Here is a 23,803-nt window from a genome sequence, read left to right on the forward strand (position 1 = left end):
CGAAGATGCCCACGTCCATGCGCCTGTCACGTCTGCTGATCGTTGCCCTGCTACTGGGTTTTGCCACGCTGCCGTCGCTGTACGCGCAAACGGCCGGTTCGCCCTATTCGGTCATCGTGCCGGTCACCGACACCAGTGCCGTCCAGCGTGATCAGGCCTTCGCTACCGCATTGGGGCAGGTGTTGACGCGGGTTGCCGGCGGTCAGGACCTGCGCGGCAATGCCGGTTACCCCGATGCGCTGGGGAGTGCCGGATCGATCGTGCAGAAGTTCCAGTACCAGCGTGCCGCCACCGGGCTGACCCTGGCGGTGGACTTCGAGCCCGGCTCGGTGCGCCGGCTGGTGACCAAGCTCGGTGTCGCCAGTACCGGCATCAAGCCGCCGGTGCTGCTGCTGGTACAGGGGGATGATGGCGCACTGTTCGACCAGACCGCGCTCGCCAGTCTGGCCGCGGCGGCGGCGGCGCGCGGTACCAACGTGGTGTATCCGGCCGCGGGCAGTACGCTGGATCTGGCCAAGCTCGGTGCGGCCGATTCGGCGACGCTGGCAGCGGTCAACCAGCAATACCACACCGGTCTGGTGCTGCTCGGCAAGCTGCATGGCGGTAGTGCCGACTGGACGCTGATTTCCGGTGGACAGGCGCAGCACTGGAGCAGTCAGGGCGCCACCGAGGACACTTTGCTCGCTACCGCCGGCACGGGCATGGTCGATCGCATCGGCAAGCAGCTCAACGTGGTCGGTGCCAGTGTCAGCGAGGGCAAGCTATGGGTGAGCGGGCTGAAATCGGCGCTGGACTACGCCAACCTGCTGGCCACCCTGCAGGCCGATCCGTCGGTGCGCCAGGTGTCGACACTGGGTGCCCAGGACGACGGCGTGCTGCTGTACGTCAAGGCAGCCCTGCCGCTGAGCGGACTGGCCGCGAACCTCGCCGCCAGTGGCCGCCTGCTGCTGAAGGGCGAACCGCATCAGGGCGCCGATGCCAACCTGCGCTGGGTGCATTGAGTGAATCACGAAAAGGACACTGCACGACACTGGCAGATGCTCGCCATCGCGGCGGTCATCGTCTACCTGATCTGGCTGCTGTCGCCAGTGCTGATGCCGTTCGCGGTCGCCGGCATGCTGGCTTATCTGGGCGATCCGCTGGCTGACCGGCTGGAGCGGCTCGGACTGAGCCGCGCCTGGGCGGCCACGATCGTGTTCATGGTGCTGATGGTTGTGCTGGTTGGCGTGCTGCTGCTGCTGATTCCGCTGATCGCGCGACAGGTCGAGAACGTGATCGAGAACCTGCCGCGCTACGGCGAATGGGCGCAGAACACCGCGTGGCCGTGGCTGCAGGCGCGCCTGCATCTGGATCCGCGCATGTTCGACAGCGATCGCCTGCTGGCCGCGATCAAGGCGCACCTCGGCTCGATCGGCGGGGTGGCGTCGACCGTGCTGGGCAAGGTGTCGCGCTCCGGGCTGGGCATCGTGATGTGGCTGACCAACCTGGTGCTGATCCCGGTGGTGGCGTTCTACCTGCTGCGCGACTGGGATCGGCTGGTCGGCACGATTGATCGCATGCTGCCGCGCTCGATCCAGCCCACCATTGCTTATCTGGCGCGCGAGTCCGACAAGGTGCTCGGTGCCTTCGTGCGGGGTCAGCTGTTGGTGATGCTGGCATTGGGCGTGTTCTACGGCACCGGCCTGACCCTGATGGGGCTGAGCGTGGGTCCGCTGATCGGCATGGTCGCCGGCCTGCTCAGTTTCGTGCCGTACCTGGGCTTCATCGTCGGCTTTGCCGGCGCGATCATCGCCGCGCTGGTGCAGTACGGCGACTGGACGCATGTGCTGCTGGTCTGCGGCGTGTTCATCGTCGGCCAGTTGCTGGAAGGCTATGTGCTGGTGCCCAAGCTGGTCGGCGACAAGATCGGCCTGCATCCGGTGGCGGTGATCTTCGCGGTGCTCGCGGGCGGCTCGCTGTTCGGCTTCCTCGGCGTACTGCTGGCGCTGCCGGCGGCCTCGGTGATCATGGTGCTGCTGCGCTACCTGCTCGAACGCTACCGGATGAGCGAGCTGTACAACGAGGAGGGGCCGGACGATCCGGTGATCGCCGAAGTGGACGTCACCGTGCATCGCGATGGGGAGGTCGAAACCGACACCACGATCGCACCGTCCGGGGATGATCGGGCCGCGCCATGATTCCGCAGTTGCCGCTCGCCCTGCGCTGGCCACGTCGCCAGCGCTTCGAACATTTCCACGCCGGTGCCAATGCCGCTGCGCTGGCCGCGGTACAGGCTTTGGCGCTTGAACTTGGCGCGCCATGGGTCTACCTGCATGGCGCCAACGGCAGCGGCCGCAGTCATCTGCTGATGGCTGCGTGTCAGGCAGCGAACTCTGCTGGAAGGCGCGTGCAATATCTGCCACTGGCAACGATTGATGATCATGCGGCGGCGTTGCGCGGCGTCGCCGGCAGCGAACTGCTGGCGCTGGACGATCTCGGCGCGATCGCCGGCAACCGCGAAGCGGAACATGCGCTGTTCGACCTCTACAACCGTGCTCGCGCCGAAGGCAGCGCGTTGCTGTTCGCTGCCGATGCCACGCCAACCCAGTTGGGTATCGGCCTGCCCGATTTGCGCTCGCGTCTCGGCGCCTGCACCCAGTTCGCGCTGAAGCCGCTCGACGACAACGAGCGCCGTGTCGTGCTGAAAGCTCAGGCCGCCTCGCGAGGTATCGAGCTCGATGACAGCGTGCTGGACTGGTTGTTCGCGCGTTATGCGCGTGATCTGGGTGCGTTGCTCGATCTGCTGGACAAGCTGGATGTAGCGTCGTTGGCAGCGCAGCGGCGTATCACGATTCCGTTCCTGCGTGGATTTCTGCGCGAGGCCGGCGAAGCCGCACCCTGAAACAGCAAAGGCGCCCTAGGGCGCCCTTGCTCGTGCAACCGCGTTGAGAACGCTCAGGCCTTCAGCAACCCAGGCGTCGCCTGCTGCCCGATCGCATCGACCATCGCCTTCGCCACGTTGAGGTTGCCGGCGATGATGTTGCCGCTGGCGGGGATGCCGTCGCGGCCGGCGAAATCGCAGTAGCGGCCGCCAGCTTCGTGCACCAGCAGCACGCCTGCGGCCATGTCCCACGGCTTCAGGCCGATCTCGAAATAGCCGTCGTAGCGGCCGGCGGCGACGTAGGCCAGGTCGAGTGCGGCGGAGCCGGAGCGGCGGATGTCTTCGGCCTGACCGAGGATCGCGCGGGTCATGTCGAGTTGTGCGGTCAGGTGTTCGCGCTGGCGGAACGGGAAGCCGGTGGCGATCATCGCGCCACCGAGGTTCTCGCGCTTGGACACACGCATGCGGCGGTCGTTGATGTAGGCGCCATCGCCCTTGCTGGCGGTGTACAGCTCGTCGCGCAACGGGTCGAATACCACCGCGTGGATCGGCACACCCTTTTCCAGCAGCGCGATCGACACGCTGAAGTGCGGGATGCCGCGCAGGTAGTTGTGGGTACCATCGAGCGGGTCGATGACCCACTGCAGCGGGCCCTTGCCGGTCGCGCCGCTTTCCTCGGCGAGGATCGCGTGGTCGGGATAGGCGCGACGCAATTCCTTGATGATCTCCGCCTCGGCCAGCTTGTCGACTTCGGAGACGAAGTCCAGCTGCTGCTTCTCGACGATGTTGAGGCCGTCGATGCGGTTCATGTAGCGCAGGATCACGTTGCCTGCAGAACGCGCGGCGCGCGCCGCGATCGTAACGTGGGGTCTGGGCATGGCTTCGACTTTGCAAAAGAGCGGGGTTGCGGCCGGCGATTCTAGCAGAGGCAGGCCCGGACCGGGCTGCAGTCGCCCGAAAACCACTATCCTTGCCCACTTGTTTACCGCCCAGCCTGCATCGCATGACCGACCTTCACGACCTTGCCACCCGCATCCGCTACGTACTGGTGCGCACCTCGCATCCGGGCAATATCGGCAGCGCGGCGCGGGCGATCCGCACGATGGGTTTCGAGCGGATGGAGCTGGTGGCGCCGGCGCGTTTTCCCGATCGGGAGGCGAATGCGCTGGCCGCCGGTGCGGATGAGGTATTGGCCAATGCGGGTATTCATGCGGAGCTGGTCGACGGCTTGGCCGGCAGCAGCCTCGCGCTCGGCTTGTCCGCGCGCCGACGCGGCGTGACCTTGCCGGAGATTTCCCCGCGTGAGGCGGCGCAACAGGCGCTGGCCGCGGCGGCCCGCGGCGAGCAGGTGGCGCTGGTGTTTGGCAACGAGCGTACCGGGCTGGAGAACGACGAGCTCGCGCGCTGCCATGCGATGGTGCGGATTCCCAGCGTGGATGATTTCAGCTCGCTCAATCTGTCGCAGGCAGTGCAGGTGATGGCCTACGAGCTGCGCGTGGCGATGCTGGGCGAGGCGCCCGCAGCGGTGCCTCCGGTGCATGATGAACCGCCGGCCGATGCCGCGCAGATGGAGCAGTTCTATCGGCATCTGGCGCAGACGCTGGACGAGATCGAGTTCCACAAGGGGCGCGAACCCACCACGATCATGCTGCGGCTGCGCAAGCTGTTTCAGCGCGCCCAGCCGGATGAGCGCGAGCTGCGCGTGCTGCACGGCATCCTCGCCGATGCGCAGCGGATGGCGGGGTTGGCGAAGAACAAATAGTGCTGTGCCGCCGGTCGCATGCAGGCGCACCCTATGCGCGATGTTCTTCGCGCAATAAACATCAGAGCATCGCGCAAAGGTGCGTTCCTACTGCTCGTCGTCCGACGGTTCCAGCGATGGCGCTGGGGTAACCAGCAACTTGTCGATGCGGGCACCATCGAGGTCGATCACCTCGAAACGGATGCCGTGCCACGCGAATACTTCGCCGGTCTGCGGGATATGGCCGAGCGCGGTCATCACCATACCGGCGACGGTACGGAAGTCATGTTCCTGTTCGCCGGGCAGCTCGCCAAGCTGCAGCAGTTCGCGCAGGTCATCGGTGGACAGGCTGCCATCGATCAGCCAGCTGCCGTCGGCGCGCTGCACGATCGGGGCGTCCTCGGCATCGCCGGCATGGCCGATCTGGCTGGCGCCGACCACCGCGGCCAGCAGGTCGTTGACGGTCACCACCCCTTCGATGTCGCCGTACTCGTCGACCACCAGCGCCAGCGGCGTCTCGGCGTCGCGGAACTCTTCCAGCAGATCCAGTGCGCGCGCGGTGGCTGGCACGAACAGCGGCTTGGACAGGTGCTCGAACATTTCCAGCTTGCCGTCGGCAAAGCTGTGCAGCAGTCGTTTGACCTCGACCACGCCGACCACGTCGCTCTCGTCGCCGCGATACACCGGGTAGCGCGAATACGGCGTCTGTCGTAAAACCTCGATGTTCTCCTCGCGCGGCGCGGCCAGATCCAGCCACGCGATGCGCATGCGCGGGGTCATCACGCTGTCCACCGTGCGGTCGCCCAGACGCAGCACGCGGTTGACCATGTTGTGTTCGTCCGGGTCGAGCACGCCCTGTTCGGCGCTCTCGGCGACCAGCAGGCGGATTTCCTCTTCGGTGACGGCTCCGCGGCCATGCTGGTTGACTCGCAACAGCCGCAGTATCAGGTTGCTTGATATGTTCAACAGCCACACGAACGGCGCGGTCAGCCGCGACAGCACCAACATCGGGATCGCCGCATACGAGGAAAACCGTTCCGGTGCCGACAGCGCCAGCCGCTTGGGCACCAGTTCGCCGATCACAATCTGGATGAACGAGATCAGCACGAAGCCCAGCAGGATGCCGAGGATCCGGGTATACGGCGCCAGCCAGGCCAGTTGTTCGTCATGCAGCGCATCGGCGATATGACCGCCGAGCGCATCGCCGGCAATCGCGCCGGTAACCAGCATCAGCAGGGTGATGCCGACCTGCACGGTGGACAGGAAATGCTCCGGCGCCTCGGCGTGGCGCAGCGCCAGTGCGGCACGGCGGCTGGTTTTCGCCATCTGCTTGAGCCGGCTCTTGCGGGAAGCGACCAGCGCCATTTCCGACAGCGCGAAGAAGCCGTTGCACAGGGCCAGGATGAGGACGAGCGCGATTTCGGTCAGCATCGCGGCAATGATAGGGGTGTCATGTGCCACAGTGTAAGGGCTGCCGGCCCGTGGTGGTGCGGGGCAGCATGACAGTCCTGTAACATGCGCGTCATTCCGTACCCCCTTCAGGCATGGCCAACATGTTTTCACTGCAGACGATTTTCGGCAAAGGCGACAAGTTCTACGGTTTGCTGGAACAAAGCGCCGCCACCGTCTGCGAGAGCGCCAAGGCCCTGCATGAGTTGTTGAGCAAGCCGGGCCAGGGCTCGGTGATGGCTGCATTTACCGCCACCCGTGCCCGCGAGAAGGAGCTGGCTGCGCAGATCAGCGAAGGACTGGTGAACACCTTCGTTACCGCACTGGATCGCGAAGACATCGAGGCGTTGAATTCGGCGCTGTACAAGATTCCCAAGACGATCGAGAAGTTCGCCGAGCGTTACGAGATCGTGGCCGCGCGCCTCGATGGCGTGGATTTCGCCCAGCGTGCGCTGGTGCTGGAGCGCTCCAGCGAAGTCGTGGCCCAGATGATCGGCGAGCTGCGGCGCGGTCTGCGCATCGACCCGGTGAAGAAATTGCAGGACCGCCTTCAGGCGCTGGAGTCGGAAGGTGACCGCATGCTGCTGTCGCCGTACCGAACCTTGTATGTGGAAGGTGGCGATGTGATGCGCGCGGTGCTGGCGAAGGATCTGTTCGAGCTGATCGAGAAGGCGATCGACAAGTGCCGCGATGTCGGCAACATCGTCTATTCGATCGTGCTGAAAAACTCCTGAGGGTTCGCCGTGATACCTTCCCTCGCGCGTTGCCTGATCGTGACACGGACGCTCCTGCGGCTTGAAGCTGGTGTCGCCGGAGACTTCACATGAGTCTCGGCCTGGTCGTGGCGGAAGTGCTGATTGCACTGGCCTTCACCTACATCAACGGCTTCCATGACACCGCCAACTCGATCGCCACGGTGGTGGCGACCAAGGTGCTGACACCGGGCCAGGCGGTGCTGCTAGCGGCCGTGACCAACCTGTTTGGCGCGTTGCTGGGCACCGCCGTGGCGGCCACGATCGCCTCGGGGCTGATCAACACCGGAGTGATCGCGGTGGGTCCGCAACTGGTGATCTGCGCCTTGCTGGCAGCGATTGTATGGAACCTGATTACCTGGTGGCTGGGCTTGCCGTCCAGTTCCAGCCACGCGCTGGTCGGCTCGCTGGTCGGCGCCGCACTGGCCGCATCAAGCAACAATTTCGCGTCGGTGATCTGGGTGCAGGGCAACTGGATCACCGGGCATGGCGTGATCCCCAAGGTGATCATCCCGATGGTGCTGTCGCCGCTGAGCGGTTTCATCATCAGCTTTGCGTTGATGGGCGGGCTATATGCGCTGCTGGCCTGGTTCGCCAATCGGCATGGCTGGTCACGCCGGTTCGGGCGCACCCCGTTCGTCAACAGCTTTTTCGGCAAGGCGCAGATTGTCTCGGCCACCGCTATGGGCGTGGCGCACGGCATGAACGATGCCCAGAAAAGCATGGGCATCATCGCGCTGGCGCTGGCTGGCGGCACCGCGGCGCATCAGTTCGACCAGCTGCCGCAGTGGCTGGGGTTCATGCGGATCGCCGAGGATACCGCCGGCGGCTTCGCCATTCCGGTCTGGGTGAAAGTGGTCTGCGCGCTGACCATGGCTGCCGGTACCGCCGGTGGCGGCTGGCGCATCATCAAGACGCTGGGCCACAAGATGGTCAAGCTGCATCCGATCAACGGCTTCGCCGCCGAGACCAGTTCGGCCGTGGTGATCCTCACTGCCTCGGCGTTCGGCATCCCGGTATCGACCACCCACAACGTGTCGGCTTCGATCATGGGCGTGGGCGCGGCCAAGCGGTTCAATGCGATCCGCTGGTCGGTGGTGGAGCGCATGGTATGGGCGTGGATCCTGACCCTGCCGATCACCGCGCTGCTGGCCTATGGGCTGGTGCGGCTTATCGCGACGGAGTTGTAAGCGCAGTTCAGAGTGCGTCGCCACCGTTGACGACGATCTGTTCCAGCTGGTCGCCGAGCGTGCCCAGTTCACCAACGACACGTTGCAGCTCGTCGCCGTCGAGAAATTCGTAGGGGCGGTTTTCGCACAGGTGCAGGTAGGGCGAGCCATCCAGATCGGCTACCGCCAGGAAACCGGTGCGCTGCTGCCAGTTGAAGCGCAGGCAGCGGCTGGGGTCGGTACCGGCCAGCGGTCCGATCGGGGTCGAGATGCGCAGGTAACGGCGCCCGGACTCGTCCTCGAGTTCGGCCAGATAGATGCCTTGATGACGATCGTGCGCCAGTTTCAGGTCGAAGCTGATCAGGTAAGGATCGTTGTGGCGCAGTTCGTGCTGGCTGCCGATATGGGAACGCACGGCTTCGAAGTGGCGCATGGTGCGACTTCCTTGGCTGGCGAAAAGCACTGCTACTCTGACACGACTCCGTGTCCAAGTCGCGCCTGTCATGAACGATCCTGCCACCCGTATTTACGCTGCCATCGCCGCGATTCCACCTGGCCGCGTCGCCAGTTATGGCGCCATCGCCGCCCGCGCGGGCCTGCCGGGACGGGCGCGACTGGTCGGTCGGCTGTTGGGCGAAGTACCTGATGGCATGGAACTGCCGTGGTACCGCGTGTTGCGATCGAGCGGTCACATTGCGATGCCGCCCGGCAGCCGTGGGTTTCGCGAGCAATCCCGGTTGCTGCGGGCCGAAGGCGTCGAGGTGAAGAACGGCCGCGTGCCACTGTCGCGGTTCGGCCTGGATGGTGATCTCGATCACACGTTGTGGGGCATGCCGGACGCCTGAATGGCGGCGGCTCTGACGATACGCCGCAGGTTTTACCGGCGGGTCGAGTGGCCCGGTTTGGTAGCATGTGGCCGATGAATGCCTCTGCCCTCGACCTGCTTCAAAGCGTTTTCGGTTATCCCAGTTTCCGCGGCCAGCAACAGGCGGTGGTCGAACACCTGAGCGAAGGTGGTGACGCGCTGGTGCTGATGCCGACCGGCGGCGGCAAGTCGTTGTGCTACCAGATCCCCGCGCTGTTGCGCCAGGGCACCGGCATCGTGGTGTCGCCGCTGATCGCGTTGATGCAGGACCAGGTCGACGCACTGCGCGAAGCCGGCGTAGCTGCCGCCTATCTCAATTCCAGTCTCGGCGCCGAAGAGCAGCGCGAGGTCGAGCGGCAGCTGCTGGCGGGTGAACTGAGCCTGCTCTACGTGGCGCCCGAGCGCTTGCTGACCGGACGTTTCCTCGGCCTGCTCGAACGCACGGAAGTGGCGCTGTTCGCGATCGACGAGGCGCACTGTGTATCGCAATGGGGCCACGATTTCCGTCCGGAATATCGCGAACTGGCGATCCTGCATCAGCGTTTTCCGCAGGTGCCGCGCATCGCGCTCACCGCCACCGCCGATCCGCGCACACGCGAGGAAATCGTCGAGCGCCTGTCGCTGCAGCAGGCGTGCCAGTTCGTGTCCAGTTTCGACCGGCCGAACATCGGCTACCGGGTCGGTCTGCGCCACAACGCGAAGCGGCAGTTCACCGAATTCCTGCAGGGGCATCAGGGTGAATCCGGCATCGTTTATTGCCTCAGCCGGCGCAAGGTGGACGATACCGCCGAATGGCTGGCCGAACTCGGGGTCGAGGCGTTGCCGTATCACGCCGGTCTGGATGCGGCGACCCGCGCGAAAAACCAGCAACGCTTTTTGCGCGAGGACGGAGTGGTGATGGTCGCCACCGTTGCGTTCGGCATGGGCATCGACAAGCCAGACGTGCGCTTCGTGGCGCATCTGGACCTGCCACGCAGCATCGAAGGTTATTACCAGGAGACCGGGCGCGCGGGCCGCGACAGCCTGCCGGCCGAGGCGTGGATGATCTACGGCCTGTCCGATGTGGTGACGATGAGCCAGATGATCGCTCAGTCCGAATCGGCCGACGAGCGCAAGCGGGTCGAGCGGCAGAAGCTGGAATCGCTGCTGGCCTATGCCGAAGCCACCGATTGCCGTCGCCAGCTATTGCTGGGCACATTCGGTGAAATCTATCCCGGCCCGTGTGGCCACTGCGACAACTGCATCGCGCCACCGAAAACCTGGGATGCCACGGTGCCGGCGCAGAAGGCGCTGTCGGCGGTCTATCGCAGCGGCCAGCGCTTCGGCTCCGGCCATGTCATCGACATCCTGCGTGGCGAGGAGACCGAGCGGGTGCTGAGCCTGCATCATCATCAGCTCAGCACGTTCGGCATCGGTGCCGAGATGGACGAGAAGCAGTGGCGTTCGGTGTTCCGCCAACTGCTCGCCGCCGGCCTGCTCGAAGCGGATGCCGAAGGTTACGGCACGCTGCGGCTGACTGCCGCCAGCCGTGCCGTGCTGAGTGGCGGCAAGCCTGTGAAGCTGCGTGAGGATGCGCGGCCTGAGCGCGGCAGTCGCCGCCGCCGCGACAGCAAGCTTGTCACCGGTGGCAGCCTCGGTATCGAAGCCTATGAACAGTCGATGTGGGATGAACTGCGCGCGCTGCGCACGCAGCTGGCCAAGCAGCAGGGCGTGCCGCCGTACGTGGTCTTCCACGACGCCACCTTGCTCGCGATGCTGCGCGCACTTCCCGCGAACGAAGACGAGCTGGCCACCATCAGCGGTGTCGGCGAAGCCAAGCTCAAACGTTATGGGCGCGATTTCCTCGCAGTGATCAACGCACAGGAATAAGTGCGCGTGGCGCTTGCGCTGGCCACGGATCGCCCTTACAACTGAAGGATCTTGCACGTGCAGGCCAGCGTCGTCAGATGGCGGCGGCGCACATCTCTGCATGCCGCGCCGCGGTCATCCCGCGCGGCTGCCATTGTTGTACTGAAAGGATCGCGCATGCACGACGCCCCACTCATTGGCACCCTCGTCAGCGGCATCGTGCTGGCCTTCATGTTTGCCGCGCTGGCGCACAAGCTGAGGTTGCCACCGCTGGCCGGTTACCTGATGGCCGGTGTCGTCGTGGGTCCGTTCACGCCAGGCTATGTCGCCGATGGTCATCTGGCGCACCAGTTGGCTGAAGTGGGCGTGGTTTTGCTGATGTTCGGTGTCGGTCTGCATTTCTCGTTGAAGGATCTACTGTCGGTCAAGAACATCGCGATTCCGGGTGCACTCGGCCAAATGGCGGTGGCCACCGTGCTCGGCATGTTGCTCGGCTGGGGTCTGGGCTGGCCATTTGCGCAAAGTTTCGTGTTCGGGCTGGCGCTGTCGGTGGCCAGTACGGTGGTGCTGCTGCGGGCGATGGAAGAGCGCCGCCTGATGGAAACCGAACGTGGCCGCATCGCGGTCGGCTGGTTGATCGTCGAGGATCTGGCGATGGTGCTGGCGCTGGTGCTGCTACCGGTGATCGGGCTGGCGCTGGGCGGTGGCGAGTCCGGTGGCGCCAGCTTGTCGTTCGCAGCGATCGCCGGCACCGTCGCGCTGACCATTGGCAAGGTGGTGCTGTTCGTGGCGATGATGCTGGTGGTCGGCAAGCGGCTGATTCCGTGGATTCTCAAGGTCGTCGCACATACCGGTTCGCGCGAACTGTTCCGCCTTGCGGTGCTGGCGATCGCGCTCGGCGTGGCGTTTGGCGCGGCTGGCCTGTTCGGCGTGTCGTTCGAGCTGGGTGCGTTCTTCGCCGGGATGATGATGGGCGAGTCGAAACTGGCCCAGCGCGCCACCGAGGAAACTTTGCCGCTGCGCGATGCGTTCGCGGTGTTGTTCTTCGTCTCGATCGGCATGCTATTCAACTATCAGGTGGTGCTGACCCAGCCACTGGTGGTGCTGGCGGCGCTGTCGATCATCGTGATCGGCAAGTCGCTGGCTGCGTTCGGCATCGTGCTGGCGTCTGGACGGCCATTGCGCACCGCGCTGACGATTGCCACCAGCCTGGCGCAGATTGGCGAGTTCTCGTTCATCCTGATCGGCGTGGGTGTGGCGCAGAACCTGGTGTCAAAGGAAGCACAGGACGTGCTGTTGGCCGCCGCGATCCTGTCGATCCTGATCAACCCGTTGCTGTTCAAGCTGCTCGATCGCGCCAAGCCATGGCTGGATGCACGCGAAGCACGGCAGCTCGGTGGCACGGCTGTGCCTGCGAGTATCGAACCGGCAGCGGAGACCCTGGTCACCAGCACGCTGAGCGGACATGTGGTGGTGGCCGGTTATGGTCGGGTGGGGCGGCTGGTCGGCGAGTCGCTGCACGAACAGGGCCATGCGGTACTGGTGCTGGAAGAGGAAAAGGAGCGGGTGGCGATGCTGCGCCAGCACGGCATCGAGACGATCGTCGGCAATGCGGCGCGGGATGATGTGCTGGAAGCCGCCAATCTCCCCCAGGCGCGTGCGTTGGTGGTGACCGTGCCCGATGCCTTCGAGAGTGGCGAGGTGGTGCGGGTAGCACGGCTGGCCAATCCGCACCTGCAGATCATCGCCCGTGCCGATTCCGATGACTGCATGACCCACCTGCAGCAGCAGGGTGCCGATCTGGTAGTGCTGGCCGAGCCCGAACTGGCGCGCTGCATGCTCGAGCATCTGGGTGCGCCGCAGCACTAAACGCTGCATACGTATTCAGCCGGACACGGCGGGGGGCACAGTGCAGACTCGGGTGCAAACATCTTGATGCCATGAACGTTGGGGAGACGCGATGAGCACAGTGGGCGCGACAGATGATGGGCTGGGCCAACGGGCCACTGCACGGGTAGTACTGATCTCGGGGGCAGCAGCGCTGGGCGGCTTCCTGTTCGGTTTCGACACGGCGGTGATCAACGGCGCGGTCGACGCGATCCGCGGCGCCTTCACACTGGATGCCGCACAGACCGGTTTCGCGGTGTCCTGCGCCTTGCTCGGCTCGGCGCTGGGTGCCTGGTATGCCGGCATGCTGGCGAACCGCTGGGGCCGTGTGCGCACCATGCAGGTCGCGGCCGTGCTGCTGGTGGCCAGCGCGCTGGGCTCGGGACTGGCGGGCGCCGTGTGGCAGCTGATCCTGTGGCGGCTGGTCGGCGGCATCGGCGTCGGCGTGGCCTCGGTGATCGCGCCGACCTACATTGCCGAAGTGTCGCCCGCGTATATCCGCGGCCGGCTCGGCTCGATGCAGCAGCTGGCGATCGTGCTGGGTATCTTCGCGGCGCTGCTCAGCGATGCGTGGCTGGCCGGTTCGGCCGGTGGTGCGTCGCACTCGCTGTGGTTCGGTATGGGTGCGTGGCGCTGGATGTTTCTGGCGGCGGTGCTGCCGGCGCTGGTCTACGGCACCCTGGTGCTGGGCGTGCCGGAGTCGCCGCGCTATCTGGTGGCCAAGGGGCGTCTGGCGGAAGCCAGGGATGTGCTGCGCCAAGTGCTGAACATGCACAACGACACAGCATTGGATAGCAAGCTGCACGACATCGAGGACAGCCTGCGTTCGGAACACCAACCACGCCTGAGCGATCTGCTCGGCAAGGCCGCCGGCCTGCTGCCGGTGGTATGGATCGGTATCCTGCTGTCGGTGTTTCAGCAGTTCGTCGGCATCAACGTGATCTTCTATTACTCGTCCACCCTGTGGCATTCGGTCGGCTTCAGCGAGGCCGACTCGTTCACGATCACCGTGGCCACTTCGGTGGTCAACGTGCTGGTGACCCTGTTGGCGATTGCCTTGGTCGACAAGATCGGTCGCAAGCCGTTGCTGGTGGTTGGTTCGGCTGGCATGGCCGTGACCCTGGCGGCGATGGCGTGGTGCTTCTCGCAGGCCACCGGCAGCGGCGCCACGCTGAGCCTGCCCGGTGCCACTGGCATCGTTGCGCTGGTCGCGGCGAATGCCTACGTGGTGTTCTTCGGGGTGAGCTGGGGTCCGGTGGTGTGGGTGCTGCTGGGCGAGATGTTCCCGAACCGGATCCGCGCCACCGCGCTGGCCGTGGCGGCGGCGGCGCAATGGCTGGCGAACTTCGCGATCACCAGCAGCTTCCCGGCACTGGCCGAAATCGGCCTCACGTTTGCCTATGGGCTGTACGCCGCCTTCGCGCTGTTGTCGCTGCTGTTCGTGCTGTACGCAGTGCGCGAGACCAAGGGGGTCGAGCTGGAGGACATGCGCGCCTGAGTGTCGTCAATCACGATGTGATCCCGAAGGCAGCCTCAGCGCAAGCACCGGGTTGACCCTGCCGCGAGGAGCGGCGGGAGGCATACGGCAGGCGGTGCGCAAAGCAGCTAGGATTCGGAACAGCCGACGGCGCTTCGCCGTACGGTGAGTGGGTTCCGGACCGGGCAGCAGATGAAGGGAAAATCCACATCGATCGACATTGCCCATCTGGCCGGGGTCTCCCAGGCCACAGTGTCGCGTGCGTTGCGCGGCAGCCCGCTGGTCAACGAGGAAACCCGCCGGCGCATCGAAGCTGCCGCCGAGCAGCTCAACTACAAGCTCGACAAGAACGCCTCCAACCTGCGCCGGATGCATACCGGCACGCTGGCGCTGCTGTTCTTCGAGGATCCTACCGCTGACGAGTCGCACATCAACCCGTTCTTCCTGTCGATGCTCGGCTCGATCACCCGTGCCTGCGCATTGCAGGGTTACGACCTGCTGATCTCGTTCCAGCAGTTCTCGCGCGACTGGCATGCCGATTTCGCCGACAGCAAGAAGGCCGACGGCCTGATCCTGCTCGGCTACGGCGATTATCTGGCTTACACCGACAAGCTGGAAAAACTGGTCGCCCAGGGCACCCGCTTCGTGCGCTGGGGTGCGGTGCTGCCGGATCAGCCGGGCGTCTCGATCGGTTGCGACAATTTCTGTGGCGGCCAGATGGTGGCCGAGCATCTGCTGGAGCGTGGCTGCCGCCGCATCGCCTTCCTCGGCGACGCCTCCAGCCACTATCCGGAATTCTTCGCGCGCTATCGCGGCTATGCCGCCGCCTTGCAGCAGGCTGGCGTGGAGCTTGACTCTGATTTGCAGGAAAACGCCGAGAGCACCGAACGCTCCGGCTATGAGGCGATGCGCGCGCTGATCATGCGCGAGGTCGGTTTCGACGCGGTGTTCGCCGCCAGCGACCTGATCGCGATCGGTGCGATGCATGCACTCAGCGACCACGGCTTGCGCGTGCCGCAGGATGTCGCGCTGGCTGGCTTTGACGACATCGCGATGGCCAGCTTCGTCAATCCACCGCTGACCACGATCCTGCAGGACACCCGGCAGGCCGGCGAAGCCCTGGTTGACAGCCTGCTCAGCCTGATCCGCGGCGAGCCGGTGGAAAGCCAGGTGCTGCCGGTGAAGTTGATGGTGCGGCGCTCAAGCCTGCGCTAGAGCAGACGGACAAGCCGCGATGTGCGGACATTTTTTTCAATGTGGATGTCGTGTGCAGGGTTCTTGCCTACAGGAGATTGCCATGTTTCGTGCGATGCTCATCTTGCTTGTATTCGGCGCCTGCGTGAGCGCCCCGTTGTTGGCCTCGGCACAGAACGGACTCAGCAGTATCGTCGACAGCGTCAATAGGTTGGACAAGAATTTCGACGCTGCTGACAGAAGTCATGACGGCCTGCTCAGCAAGGATGAGGCGGAAGCCGGACATGTCGCGTTCATTGCCAAAAACTTCGACGCCATCGACACGTCCAAGCGTGGTCTGGTGTCGAAGGACGACGTCCACGCCTATATCCGGCGCTTGCTGATGCACGGCCAGCCGGCGCCAGCTTCAGCGGCCAGTTCAAGTGGAAAGTGAATGTGTGGATTGAGTAACGAGTCGGGCATCCGCCCTTTTCTCACTCCTCTCCATTCACCTCTAAAGCTGCCCGATCGCCAGTTGCACCAGCAGGCTGCTTACCGATACGGCGATCCACACGCCCAGGCCGAGCAGGATCGGCCGTATGCCGCTGGCGGCCATCCGGCGCAGGTTGGCCGACAGGCCGATCGCGGTCAGCGCGACGATGATCAGGAACTCCGCCAGCAGGTGGATCGTCGGCTGGATGGCGGGCGGGATCAGGCCGGCGGTGCGGATCGCCGAGGCGACCAGGAACCACAGGATGAACCACGGGAAGATGCTGGCTAGGCTGAAGTGACCGGTGCTACCGCCCTGCGCGTGCTTGCGCTTCTCACGCGCTGCGACGACGAATGCCAGCACCAGGCAGACCGGGATGATCAGGGTGGCGCGGGTCAGCTTGACGATGGTGGCGTAATCGCCGGCGGCGGTGCTGTAGCTGTAACCGGCGGCGACCACCGACGAGGTGTCATTGATCGCGGTGCCGGCCCATAGGCCGAAACCCATGTCCGACATGTGCATCAGGTGGCCGAGTAGCGGGAACAGCAGCACCGCGACCAGGTTGAACAGGAAGATGGTGGAGATCGCGAATGCCGTGTCGTGATCATCCGGGCGGATGATCGGCGTCACCGCGGCAATCGCCGAGCCGCCGCAGATCGCGGTGCCGACGCCGATCAGGATCTTCAGCTTGTCGTGCACACCGAGCCAGCGCCCGAGCAGCCACGCGGCGAGGAAGGCCACGGTCATCGTTACCAGCGTGACCGACAGTGATTCGAGACCCGTCTTCGCCACCTGGCTGAGACTGAGTCCGAAACCCAGCGCGATGATCGACCACTGCAGCACGTACTTGCCGGCGAAGGCGATGCCCGGCTGGTAACGTTCGCCCGGAGACAACAGATTGCGCACGAGGATACCGAGCACGATACCGATCACCGGACCGCCGATCAGTGGCGCGTAACGTCCCAGCACCATGGCCAGCACACCAATTGCCACCGCCAGCAACAGGCCCGGTGTGCGCATGCGCATCGTGGGGTGGGTAAGGGCAGCAATGGATGACGCGTTCATGCATGGGCTCCGGTAATTGCGCCATTGTCCGCGCCCGCATCCATCAGGAAAATTTGGAATATCTGATGATGTGTATAAGATAGGCTGATGATCAACATCAGCCCGCGCCAGCTTCAGGTATTCGTGCAGATCGCGCTGCACGGCAGCGTGCGTGCCGCCGCCGAGCGGCTGCACCTGACCCAGCCTGCCGCCAGCATGGCGCTGGCGGAAATGGAGCGGCAGCTGGATGCGCCGGTGTTTGCACGCGAGCGCGGCCGCTTGCGTCTGAACGCGCGTGGCCGCGAGTTGTTGCCGCTGGCGCAGGAGTTGCTGGAGCGGCATGCTGAATTCGGTCGCCGTGGCCGTGAGGACGGTACGGCGCTGGGCGGCGAGCTGCGCATCGGCGCCAGCAACACGGTGGGCAATTACCGCGTCGGTGAACTGCTGGGTGCGTTCGTGCGTGCGCATGCTCAGGTGGCGATCCGCCTGCGCGTGGGCAATACCGAAACGATTGCCGCCGGCGTACTCGATCACAGCCTGGATATCGGTTGCGTCGAAGGGCCGGTGACTCATCCCTTGCTGGAAGTGCGGCCGTGGCGCGACGACTTGCTGGTCGTGTGCGCGCCGCCGGAGCATCCGCTGGCACGCAAGCGCAGCCTGAAGCCGGCGGATTTCGCCGGCGCTCGCTGGGTGCTGCGCGAGCCGGGGTCGGCCACGCGTGCGATCAGCGAACGCGCGCTGGCGCAGCTGCCGCCGGGTGAAACCGTGCTTGAACTCGACCAGATCGAGGCGATCAAGCAAGTCGTGGTGGCCGGACTCGGCATCGCCTGCCTGCCCGCGGTGGCAGTTACCGATGCGTTGGCGACGGGACGGTTGAAGGCATTGAAAACCCCGTTCCTCGACCTGCGCCGCAAGCTCTCGCTGTTGCTGCATCGACAAAAATATCGCGGCGCGCTGCTGGATGCCTTTCTCGACGGCACCGGTTTTGGCGGTTAAGTTCGCGCCGTAGCCTGCGCGCTTCCATTGACCTGCCGACAGGCCATCCATGGCCGGCGAAATCCCTGCAGTTGTACAAGATAGTCTTCAGGTGACAGGCAGGTCGTTGCAGGCCTACTGCTTTGCTGCCACGTACGACATGGTGGTTCCGTGCAGCTTGTCATTGACGGCGATATTCATCGTCTTGCCATCGGCCGCGATGGTCATCTTCGCGACACTGATGACTTTCCCGTCGCGCTTGTCGGTCTCTTCCACGCTGTTCTTGCCGAGCTTCTTCACCGCGACGCTGGTGGTTCCTGGATCGCCCATGTACGGCGCATCGGTGCCGTCCATCTTCGCGTTGTAGGACTGACCGGTCGGCGTGGTCATGCTCAACTTGTTGTCTTCGACCTTCAAGGTGACGGTCAATCCGTTATCCGAGACATTCGCGACGCTGGAGGTTCGCCATGAGCCGGAAATGGCATGCGCTCCCTTCGGACCTGCCGCTGTGCGGGTCATGGTGCCCTTGCCGGTCACCGGGTCGGCATTGGTGTCGCTGCTGTCGCTGAATTCGAACGCCGCGGTTTTCCCATCGGGCGCCACCGTGGTTTGCGAAGTGGCGACGACCTTGCCGTCTTTTTTCTGTGTTTCCTGGATCGTGTGATCGTCGATGACCTTGATCGCGATCAAGTCGAAATACGGATGTCCGGCAACTTTCTGGTCCGTGCCGTCCGCCTTGACGCTGAACGCCGGGGCGCAGGTCTTGCACTCGTACATGCCGTTTTGCAGCAGCAGGACGTCCGGCTTCGTTGGCAGGTGCGCCTTGCTCAAGTCGACCTTCCAGGTGCCGTCAAACGCGCTCTGCGCCAAGGCTGGTGTGGGTAGCCACCAGGCCAGCAGCAAGCCGCCCAGCAATCCGGCAAAAAGTAATTTCTTCACGATGGATTCTCCCCGATGTCGTTGATTGGATGCGCGAGGCGCCGGGAGCGGCCGTAGTGAAATACCGGCCGTCCGAACCTGCATGCCTCGACCTTCCCCTGACCTTCAACAATGCGCCGGGATGTGTAAAGGATGCCGAAACAATTCGTGACAAATTGGGTCGCTGAGGCAGCCGGTTGCCGAGTCGTCGCCATGGGGCAGAAAGCTTCAGCTCGCGGCTGACGCGTCGACGATCTCGCTCAGCAGCGCCTCGGCCTGCTCGTGCGTATGCGCGCGCAGCAGGCGGGCGGCATGGCGGCGCAGATGGGCGTGGTCGAGCGTGGCGAGGCGGTCGCGCACCTGCAGGATCTGGCCCGGATGCATGCTGAATTCGTGCAGGCCCAGCATCAGCAGCAACGCGGTGAAGTTCACGTCGCCGGCAATCTCGCCGCACAGGCTCACCGGTTTCTTCGCACGACGGCCGGCACTGATCACGTGCGACAGCAGCCGCAGCAGTGCCGGCTGCAGCGGGTTGTAGATGTTCTCCAGTGCGTCGTTGCCGCGATCGGCGGCGAGCACGTACTGGGCCAGGTCGTTGGTGCCGATCGCGAGGAAGTCTGCGTGTTCCAGCAGCGCGCGCACGTTGATCGCCGCGGCCGGCACTTCGATCATCGCGCCCAGCGGAAGCTTCTCCGGCAGGTCGATGTTCTCGCGCTTCAATTCCTGTCGTGCCAGCTTGAACAGCGTGCGCACCGCAATGAGTTCGTCCGGCTGAGTCACCATCGGCACCAGCACGCGCACCGGGCCGTAGCAGGCGGCGCGCAGGATCGCGCGGATCTGGGTGGAGAATACCGCGGGGTAGCGCAGCGACAGGCGCACGCCGCGCACGCCTAGCGCCGGATTGTCCTCGCCGCGCAGCACCAGTCCGGCGGCATCGGCCTTGTCGGCGCCGAGGTCCAGCGTGCGGATCGTCACCGGCAAACCGCCCATGCCCATCACCAGGTCGCGATAGGCGATGAACTGCTCGTCTTCCGACGGCAGTCCCTTGTGCTTGAGGAACAGGAATTCAGTGCGGTACAGGCCGACGCCGTCGGCACCGCGCGCGCGCGCGCTGGCCACGTCGGTGGGAGTTTCGGCGTTGGCCAGCAGGCAGATCTCGATGTTGTCGCGGGTGCGCGTGGGCGCATTCGCGAGCTTGGCCAGGCGGCGGCCCTCGATCACCGCCTCGCGTTGCCAGGCGCGGTAGCGCGACAGATCCTGTGCGGTGGGATGCACGATCGCTTCGCCGCGCTCGGCGTCGAGCAGGATCAGATCCTCGTCGTGGATGTTGGACAGTGCATCGCGCGTGCCGACCAGCATCGGCAGACCGAGGCTGCGCGCGAGGATCGCGCTGTGCGAATACGGGCTGCCGGAGCTGCCGACCACGCCGAGCAGACCGTTGCCGGCCAGCTGCGCCATGTCGGCCGGCGCGATGCTGTCGGCGATCAGGATCTCACCCACGCGCGCGGCCAGCTTGCGTTCCTCCGGGCTGGTCTGCCGCAGCAGGGCGGAGATCACCCGGTTGATCACCTGCTCGACGTCTTCCTTGCGGCTGCGCAGGTACGGATCGTCCATCGCCTCGAACACGGCGCAAAGGCGATCACGCTGTTTCTTCAGTGCGGCACCGGGACGGTAGTGGCCGATCCGCACCAGATCATCCAGCCCGCGCAGCAGCTCGGCGTCATCCAGCAGCAGGCTGTGCGCATCGATGAACTCGTTGACCTCGCGTGCCAATGCGCCATGCAACTTGCCGCGCAGTTCGCGCAGTTCCTGCCGTGCGGTGTCCAGCGCACGGTGCAGGTGGCCAATCTCTGCCTCGATCTCTTCCTCGGCCAGTGGCCGGGTGTCGACGCTGTAGCGGCTGGGTTGCACCAGCCGGGCCCGGCCCAGCGCCATGCCGTGGGCGGCGATCGTGCCATTGAGTACGTGCCTCACGCGCAGCACCTCGCATGCCGGATCGGCATGCGCAGCAGGATCACCAACTTGGCAGGCGCATTGCCCATTCAGGCTCCTTCGTCGAACTTGCGCTCGAACAGCGCGACCACGGCATCCAGGGTGGATTGCTCGTCCGGGCCGTCGGCGCGGATGGTCAACGGCGTGCCGATGCCGGCGGCCAGCATCATCACGCCCATGATGCTCTGTGCGTTGATCTCGCGGCCCTTGCTGACCAGCCACACGGTGGATTTGAAACCCTGCACCAGCTGCACCAGTTTTGCGGAGGCGCGGGCATGCAGGCCGAGTTTGTTGGAAACGATGATTTCTTGTTCAAGCATGATCGATGAAGATTCCCCCGCGGCCACCGCTGGCCGCGATCTCGGCCAGTTCGTCCAGTGGTTTTTCCGCATAGTTGAGTACACGCAGCAGCATCGGCAGGTTGAGACCCGACACGCAGCGAAGATGGACGCCCAGCGCACTCAGCGACAGACCGATATTGCATGGAGTGGCGCCATACAGGTCGGCCAGCACCAGCACGCCGTCGCCCTGATCGAGTTCGCGTGCATGGCGCACAGTGAGTGTGCGCATCACATCCGGATCGGATTGCGGCGGTATTTCCACCGCAGCGACCTGCAGCGGCAGTTTCGGCATCACGTGATGTGCGGCGGAGATCAGCGCCTTGCCGACCGCCTCGTGGGTCATCAACAGCACGCCGACGTTCATGAGAGGTTCTCCGTGATGCTTGCCAGCGGCATGATCTTCACTCCAGCTCACGGTGGAAGGTGAGTACGCCTTCGCGGCGATCACGGTAATGCGCGGCGAGTTTCTCGACCAGGTAGACCGAACGATGCCGTCCACCGGTGCAGCCGACCGAAATCGTCACGTAGCTGCGATCGTCCTGCTCGAAGCGCGGCAGCCACGCATCCAGCCAGCGCGCGGTGTCGGCAAAGTATTCGCTGACCAGCGGCTCGGCGTCGAGGAATTCGCGTACTGGTGCGTCCTTGCCCGACAGCGGTCGCAAGTGCGCGTGCCAGTGCGGGTTCGGCAGGCAACGCGCATCGAACACGAAGTCCGCATCCAGCGGCAAGCCGCGGCGGAACGCGAATGACTGGAACATCAAGGTGAGTCCTGCCGTCGCCTGGGCGTAACCGGTGGCCACGAGGCGGCGCAGCTGGTGCACGTTGAGCTCGCTGGAATCGATCACCTTCTCGGCGATCGCCATCAGCGGGCGCAGCAGTTTGCGTTCTTCGACGATCGCGTCGGCCAGCGACACGCCGCGTATGGCCAGCGGATGACGGCGGCGGGTTTCCGAGTAGCGCTTGATCAGTACCGCGTCGCTGCAATCCAGAAAGATCAGATGCACCTGTACGCCTGCGCCAGCCAGTTGCGAGAGTACGGTCGGCATGTGCGAGAAATCGGCACCGCGATTGCGCACGTCCACCCCCACCGCAATGCGTCGCGGCCGGCCACGGCGGTCGCCGCTGGTGGCGGCATCGACCAGTTGCGGCAGCAGCGCCGAGGGCAGGTTGTCGACGCAGTAGAACTCCAGATCCTCCAGCGCGCGCAGCGCCACCGTCTTGCCGCCGCCGGACATGCCGGTGAGCACGATCAGGTGGATCTCGTGCGGATCGTCCAGTGAATTGAGCAGGGGCGTGTCGGTTTCGTTCATGAGGTCACCACGGCGGCAGCCGACGCAGCTGGTGCGCCTGGCGGTCGATGAAGGTCTGTGCGGGATCGATGCCCTTGCTCTTCAGCGCGTGACTGCGCACGGCGGCTTCGACCAGCACGGCAAGGTTGCGTCCCGGCGCCACCGGGATGGTGATCATCGGCACCGGTACGTCGAAGATTTCGCGATGGCCGATGTCGCCGGTGAGGCGGGTCAATGCATCGGTTTCGTCGCCCTCGCGCATGGGCTTGAGGTGGATGACCAGACGCAGGTATTTGGACGGCTTGACCGACATGTGGCCGAACATCTCGCGCACGTTGAGTACGCCCAGGCCACGCACTTCCAGCAGGTCCTGCAGCAGCTCGGGGCAGGTGCCGTCGATCACGTCGGGTGCGATCAGGGTGAACTCGGTGGCATCGTCGGCGACCAGCCGGTGGCCGCGGCTGATCAGTTCCAGCGCCAGCTCGCTCTTGCCGGAGCCGGCTTCGCCGGTGATCAGCACGCCGATCGAGAACACTTCCAGAAACACGCCGTGCAAGGTGGTCTTCGCCGCCAGCATGCGTGCCAGATGGTATTGCAGATAAGTCAGCAACTCATGCCCACGCTTGGGGCTGATCCACAGCGGCGTGTTGGTTTCCTCAGCGACCTCGCGCAGGTCGGCCGGTACCGCCTGGTCCTTGGTCACGATCAACGCCACCGGCTGGTAGGCGGCGATCTTGTGCATCACCTCCCAGCGCTGGCGCGAATCAAGCGTGTCGAGGAAGTTCAGTTCCTCGGTGCCGATGATCTGGATCTTGTTCGGATAGATGACGTTGAGGTAGCCGATCAGCGAAGGCCGGCGCGACTGCGCGGCACCAGGCTCGATCACGCGCGTTTCCCCGCGCATGCCCGACAACCAGCGCAGGGCCATGCGTTCGTGGACGCCATCGTAGAGTTGTCGCGCGCTGATCCGGTCCAAGCGAAGATCCTTGCGTCGCATGGCGGGCTGCTGCGACGGCATGACCATTGTGCCAGCTTGGACGGATACGCGCCTTCGCAAGAAAGCGGCCTGCCGGAAGGGCAGACCGCGGGAGGGATCAGCCGTACTGGCGCGCGTCGCGCGCTTCCTGCTGATGCTTGTCGCTGACTTTTTCGCGATGCTTGCGCAACTGGTTGACCAGTTTGTCGAACAGGACGTCGATGGAGGCGTACATGTCGGCTTCGACGGCTTCGGCATGCAGGGTGGCGCCGATCACTCCCAAGGTACCTTCAGCCCGCTGTCGGAGCTTGTCGACCGACAATACGATGGCAAGGCTGATCAATTTCTCGTCGAGGCGTGTCAGGCGGTCAAGCTTGGCGGTGGCGTGGTCCCGTAGGGCCGGGGTGACTTCGATCTGCTGGCCGCTGAGTTGGAATTGCATAGCGTGCGCCTCCTCTGGTGCTGCAGTGCCGCTTTCGCGGCGGGTGGACGTACCGTGGCCGAGTGGCGGCGGTACATCGTCAATCATTCTTCGGTATCAGGTATGGGAACGTTTT

24 protein-coding genes are annotated in these 23,803 nt (G+C 64.8%); 13 read left to right on the forward strand and 11 right to left on the reverse strand.

From position 1 onward, the window contains the following. The first annotated feature begins 17 nt into the window (after positions 1 to 17). Genes B0E48_RS13910 through hda form a run of 3 tightly spaced genes read left to right on the forward strand, consistent with a single transcriptional unit; the run spans position 18 to position 2,881 of the window. Positions 18 to 1,001: a DUF2066 domain-containing protein gene (locus tag B0E48_RS13910; RefSeq protein ID WP_077518758.1), complete on the forward strand. Its 984-nt coding sequence runs from the start codon at positions 18 to 20 to the stop codon at positions 999 to 1,001. Next, positions 1,002 to 2,177, forward strand: a complete 1,176-nt coding sequence (locus B0E48_RS13915) for an AI-2E family transporter (RefSeq protein ID WP_077518759.1) — start codon at positions 1,002 to 1,004, stop codon at positions 2,175 to 2,177. It begins immediately after the preceding gene. Continuing rightward, positions 2,174 to 2,881: a DnaA regulatory inactivator Hda gene (gene hda / locus B0E48_RS13920; RefSeq protein WP_077518760.1), complete on the forward strand. Its 708-nt coding sequence runs from the start codon at positions 2,174 to 2,176 to the stop codon at positions 2,879 to 2,881. The genes B0E48_RS13915 and hda overlap by 4 nt, the downstream gene beginning before the upstream one ends. A gap of 53 nt (positions 2,882 to 2,934) precedes the next feature. Here hda and B0E48_RS13925 read toward each other — a convergent pair whose 3' ends face one another. After that, a complete protein-coding gene (locus tag B0E48_RS13925; protein ID WP_077518761.1) occupies positions 2,935 to 3,738 on the reverse strand; it encodes an inositol monophosphatase family protein in 804 nt (267 codons plus the stop codon). Between the two features lie 125 nt (positions 3,739 to 3,863). Here B0E48_RS13925 and B0E48_RS13930 point away from each other — a divergent pair, with 125 nt between their 5' ends. Next, positions 3,864 to 4,622, forward strand: coding sequence for an RNA methyltransferase (locus tag B0E48_RS13930; protein WP_077518762.1), 759 nt, complete (start codon positions 3,864 to 3,866; stop codon positions 4,620 to 4,622). Between the two features lie 87 nt (positions 4,623 to 4,709). Here the strand turns inward: B0E48_RS13930 and B0E48_RS13935 are convergent, their stop codons facing one another. Next, on the reverse strand, positions 4,710 to 6,032 hold the full coding sequence (locus B0E48_RS13935; protein ID WP_077518763.1) for a hemolysin family protein: 1,323 nt from the start codon (positions 6,030 to 6,032) through the stop codon (positions 4,710 to 4,712). A 122-nt stretch (positions 6,033 to 6,154) separates the two neighbouring features. On the opposite strand from B0E48_RS13935, the gene B0E48_RS13940 reads away from it, so the two are divergent. Together B0E48_RS13940 and B0E48_RS13945 are read left to right on the forward strand one after the other, a co-directional pair. Beyond that, positions 6,155 to 6,784, forward strand: coding sequence for a pit accessory protein (locus tag B0E48_RS13940; RefSeq protein WP_077518887.1), 630 nt, complete (start codon positions 6,155 to 6,157; stop codon positions 6,782 to 6,784). A gap of 89 nt (positions 6,785 to 6,873) precedes the next feature. Further along, positions 6,874 to 7,992: an inorganic phosphate transporter gene (locus B0E48_RS13945; protein WP_077518764.1), complete on the forward strand. Its 1,119-nt coding sequence runs from the start codon at positions 6,874 to 6,876 to the stop codon at positions 7,990 to 7,992. Between the two features lie 7 nt (positions 7,993 to 7,999). Here B0E48_RS13945 and B0E48_RS13950 read toward each other — a convergent pair whose 3' ends face one another. Then, the gene (locus tag B0E48_RS13950) at positions 8,000 to 8,404 is read right to left on the reverse strand and encodes a hypothetical protein (RefSeq protein ID WP_077518765.1); all 405 of its coding nucleotides are present in this window, start codon (positions 8,402 to 8,404) and stop codon (positions 8,000 to 8,002) included. 70 nt (positions 8,405 to 8,474) lie between these two features. Here B0E48_RS13950 and B0E48_RS13955 point away from each other — a divergent pair, with 70 nt between their 5' ends. The 6 genes from B0E48_RS13955 to B0E48_RS13980 all read left to right on the forward strand — a co-directional run bounded on the left by B0E48_RS13955 (position 8,475) and on the right by B0E48_RS13980 (position 15,675). Further along, positions 8,475 to 8,816 carry an MGMT family protein gene (locus tag B0E48_RS13955; RefSeq protein WP_077518766.1) on the forward strand — a complete coding sequence of 114 codons (342 nt, stop codon included), beginning with the start codon at positions 8,475 to 8,477 and terminating at the stop codon, positions 8,814 to 8,816. A 74-nt stretch (positions 8,817 to 8,890) separates the two neighbouring features. After that, complete coding sequence (recQ, locus tag B0E48_RS13960) at positions 8,891 to 10,705, forward strand: DNA helicase RecQ (protein ID WP_077518888.1); 1,815 nt, start codon at positions 8,891 to 8,893, stop codon at positions 10,703 to 10,705. Positions 10,706 to 10,861: 156 nt separating this feature from the next. After that, complete coding sequence (ybaL, locus tag B0E48_RS13965; protein WP_077518767.1) at positions 10,862 to 12,553, forward strand: YbaL family putative K(+) efflux transporter; 1,692 nt, start codon at positions 10,862 to 10,864, stop codon at positions 12,551 to 12,553. Between the two features lie 91 nt (positions 12,554 to 12,644). Next, positions 12,645 to 14,069: a sugar porter family MFS transporter gene (locus B0E48_RS13970; RefSeq protein ID WP_077518768.1), complete on the forward strand. Its 1,425-nt coding sequence runs from the start codon at positions 12,645 to 12,647 to the stop codon at positions 14,067 to 14,069. 171 nt (positions 14,070 to 14,240) lie between these two features. After that, positions 14,241 to 15,263, forward strand: coding sequence for a LacI family DNA-binding transcriptional regulator (locus tag B0E48_RS13975; RefSeq protein ID WP_077518769.1), 1,023 nt, complete (start codon positions 14,241 to 14,243; stop codon positions 15,261 to 15,263). A gap of 82 nt (positions 15,264 to 15,345) precedes the next feature. Continuing rightward, on the forward strand, positions 15,346 to 15,675 hold the full coding sequence (locus tag B0E48_RS13980) for a hypothetical protein (protein ID WP_077518770.1): 330 nt from the start codon (positions 15,346 to 15,348) through the stop codon (positions 15,673 to 15,675). Between the two features lie 60 nt (positions 15,676 to 15,735). Here the strand turns inward: B0E48_RS13980 and B0E48_RS13985 are convergent, their stop codons facing one another. Further along, entirely contained in the window at positions 15,736 to 16,776 is a 1,041-nt protein-coding gene (locus tag B0E48_RS13985) for a YeiH family protein (RefSeq protein WP_077518771.1), read from the reverse strand. 87 nt (positions 16,777 to 16,863) lie between these two features. Here B0E48_RS13985 and B0E48_RS13990 point away from each other — a divergent pair, with 87 nt between their 5' ends. After that, positions 16,864 to 17,751 (forward strand): LysR family transcriptional regulator, encoded by an 888-nt coding sequence (locus B0E48_RS13990; RefSeq protein WP_077518772.1) that lies wholly within the window; start codon positions 16,864 to 16,866, stop codon positions 17,749 to 17,751. A gap of 114 nt (positions 17,752 to 17,865) precedes the next feature. On the opposite strand, the gene B0E48_RS13995 is transcribed toward B0E48_RS13990, so the two are convergent. The 7 genes from B0E48_RS13995 to raiA form a co-directional block, all read right to left on the reverse strand. After that, positions 17,866 to 18,669, reverse strand: a complete 804-nt coding sequence (locus tag B0E48_RS13995; RefSeq protein ID WP_254423974.1) for a hypothetical protein — start codon at positions 18,667 to 18,669, stop codon at positions 17,866 to 17,868. A 207-nt stretch (positions 18,670 to 18,876) separates the two neighbouring features. Further along, positions 18,877 to 20,622 carry a phosphoenolpyruvate--protein phosphotransferase gene (gene ptsP / locus B0E48_RS14000; protein WP_077518890.1) on the reverse strand — a complete coding sequence of 582 codons (1,746 nt, stop codon included), beginning with the start codon at positions 20,620 to 20,622 and terminating at the stop codon, positions 18,877 to 18,879. A 68-nt stretch (positions 20,623 to 20,690) separates the two neighbouring features. Beyond that, positions 20,691 to 20,960 (reverse strand): HPr family phosphocarrier protein, encoded by a 270-nt coding sequence (locus B0E48_RS14005; RefSeq protein WP_077518773.1) that lies wholly within the window; start codon positions 20,958 to 20,960, stop codon positions 20,691 to 20,693. After that, positions 20,953 to 21,345, reverse strand: a complete 393-nt coding sequence (locus B0E48_RS14010; protein WP_077518774.1) for a PTS fructose IIA subunit family protein — start codon at positions 21,343 to 21,345, stop codon at positions 20,953 to 20,955. The genes B0E48_RS14005 and B0E48_RS14010 overlap by 8 nt, the downstream gene beginning before the upstream one ends. A 37-nt stretch (positions 21,346 to 21,382) precedes the next feature. Beyond that, positions 21,383 to 22,291, reverse strand: a complete 909-nt coding sequence (gene rapZ, locus B0E48_RS14015; protein WP_077518775.1) for an RNase adapter RapZ — start codon at positions 22,289 to 22,291, stop codon at positions 21,383 to 21,385. 4 nt (positions 22,292 to 22,295) lie between these two features. Next, positions 22,296 to 23,267, reverse strand: a complete 972-nt coding sequence (gene hprK, locus B0E48_RS14020; RefSeq protein WP_217318061.1) for an HPr(Ser) kinase/phosphatase — start codon at positions 23,265 to 23,267, stop codon at positions 22,296 to 22,298. A gap of 97 nt (positions 23,268 to 23,364) precedes the next feature. Then, on the reverse strand, positions 23,365 to 23,688 hold the full coding sequence (gene raiA, locus B0E48_RS14025; RefSeq protein WP_077518892.1) for a ribosome-associated translation inhibitor RaiA: 324 nt from the start codon (positions 23,686 to 23,688) through the stop codon (positions 23,365 to 23,367). Positions 23,689 to 23,803 lie beyond the last annotated feature (115 nt).

The sequence above is a fragment of the Rhodanobacter sp. C03 genome, assembly GCF_002001175.1.
In the GTDB taxonomy this organism is placed as follows: Bacteria; Pseudomonadota; Gammaproteobacteria; order Xanthomonadales; family Rhodanobacteraceae; genus Rhodanobacter.

Bases quoted from the DNA above. Each gene is read 5' to 3' on its own strand.
- B0E48_RS13955 (WP_077518766.1), top strand. From the start codon at position 8,475: ATGAACGATCCTGCCACCCGTATTTACGCTGCCATCGCCGCGATTCCA.
- B0E48_RS14005 (WP_077518773.1), bottom strand. From the start codon at position 20,960: ATGCTTGAACAAGAAATCATCGTTTCCAACAAACTCGGCCTGCATGCC.
- B0E48_RS13945 (WP_077518764.1), top strand. From the start codon at position 6,874: ATGAGTCTCGGCCTGGTCGTGGCGGAAGTGCTGATTGCACTGGCCTTC.
- recQ (WP_077518888.1), top strand. From the start codon at position 8,891: ATGAATGCCTCTGCCCTCGACCTGCTTCAAAGCGTTTTCGGTTATCCC.
- ybaL (WP_077518767.1), top strand. From the start codon at position 10,862: ATGCACGACGCCCCACTCATTGGCACCCTCGTCAGCGGCATCGTGCTG.
- rapZ (WP_077518775.1), bottom strand. From the start codon at position 22,291: ATGAACGAAACCGACACGCCCCTGCTCAATTCACTGGACGATCCGCAC.
- B0E48_RS13925 (WP_077518761.1), bottom strand. From the start codon at position 3,738: ATGCCCAGACCCCACGTTACGATCGCGGCGCGCGCCGCGCGTTCTGCA.
- B0E48_RS13910 (WP_077518758.1), top strand. From the start codon at position 18: ATGCGCCTGTCACGTCTGCTGATCGTTGCCCTGCTACTGGGTTTTGCC.
- B0E48_RS13970 (WP_077518768.1), top strand. From the start codon at position 12,645: ATGAGCACAGTGGGCGCGACAGATGATGGGCTGGGCCAACGGGCCACT.
- B0E48_RS13930 (WP_077518762.1), top strand. From the start codon at position 3,864: ATGACCGACCTTCACGACCTTGCCACCCGCATCCGCTACGTACTGGTG.
- B0E48_RS13975 (WP_077518769.1), top strand. From the start codon at position 14,241: ATGAAGGGAAAATCCACATCGATCGACATTGCCCATCTGGCCGGGGTC.
- B0E48_RS13950 (WP_077518765.1), bottom strand. From the start codon at position 8,404: ATGCGCCACTTCGAAGCCGTGCGTTCCCATATCGGCAGCCAGCACGAA.
- B0E48_RS13940 (WP_077518887.1), top strand. From the start codon at position 6,155: ATGTTTTCACTGCAGACGATTTTCGGCAAAGGCGACAAGTTCTACGGT.
- B0E48_RS13935 (WP_077518763.1), bottom strand. From the start codon at position 6,032: ATGCTGACCGAAATCGCGCTCGTCCTCATCCTGGCCCTGTGCAACGGC.
- B0E48_RS13990 (WP_077518772.1), top strand. From the start codon at position 16,864: ATGATCAACATCAGCCCGCGCCAGCTTCAGGTATTCGTGCAGATCGCG.
- hda (WP_077518760.1), top strand. From the start codon at position 2,174: ATGATTCCGCAGTTGCCGCTCGCCCTGCGCTGGCCACGTCGCCAGCGC.
- raiA (WP_077518892.1), bottom strand. From the start codon at position 23,688: ATGCAATTCCAACTCAGCGGCCAGCAGATCGAAGTCACCCCGGCCCTA.
- hprK (WP_217318061.1), bottom strand. From the start codon at position 23,267: ATGCGACGCAAGGATCTTCGCTTGGACCGGATCAGCGCGCGACAACTC.
- B0E48_RS13980 (WP_077518770.1), top strand. From the start codon at position 15,346: ATGTTTCGTGCGATGCTCATCTTGCTTGTATTCGGCGCCTGCGTGAGC.
- B0E48_RS14010 (WP_077518774.1), bottom strand. From the start codon at position 21,345: ATGAACGTCGGCGTGCTGTTGATGACCCACGAGGCGGTCGGCAAGGCG.
- B0E48_RS13985 (WP_077518771.1), bottom strand. From the start codon at position 16,776: ATGAACGCGTCATCCATTGCTGCCCTTACCCACCCCACGATGCGCATG.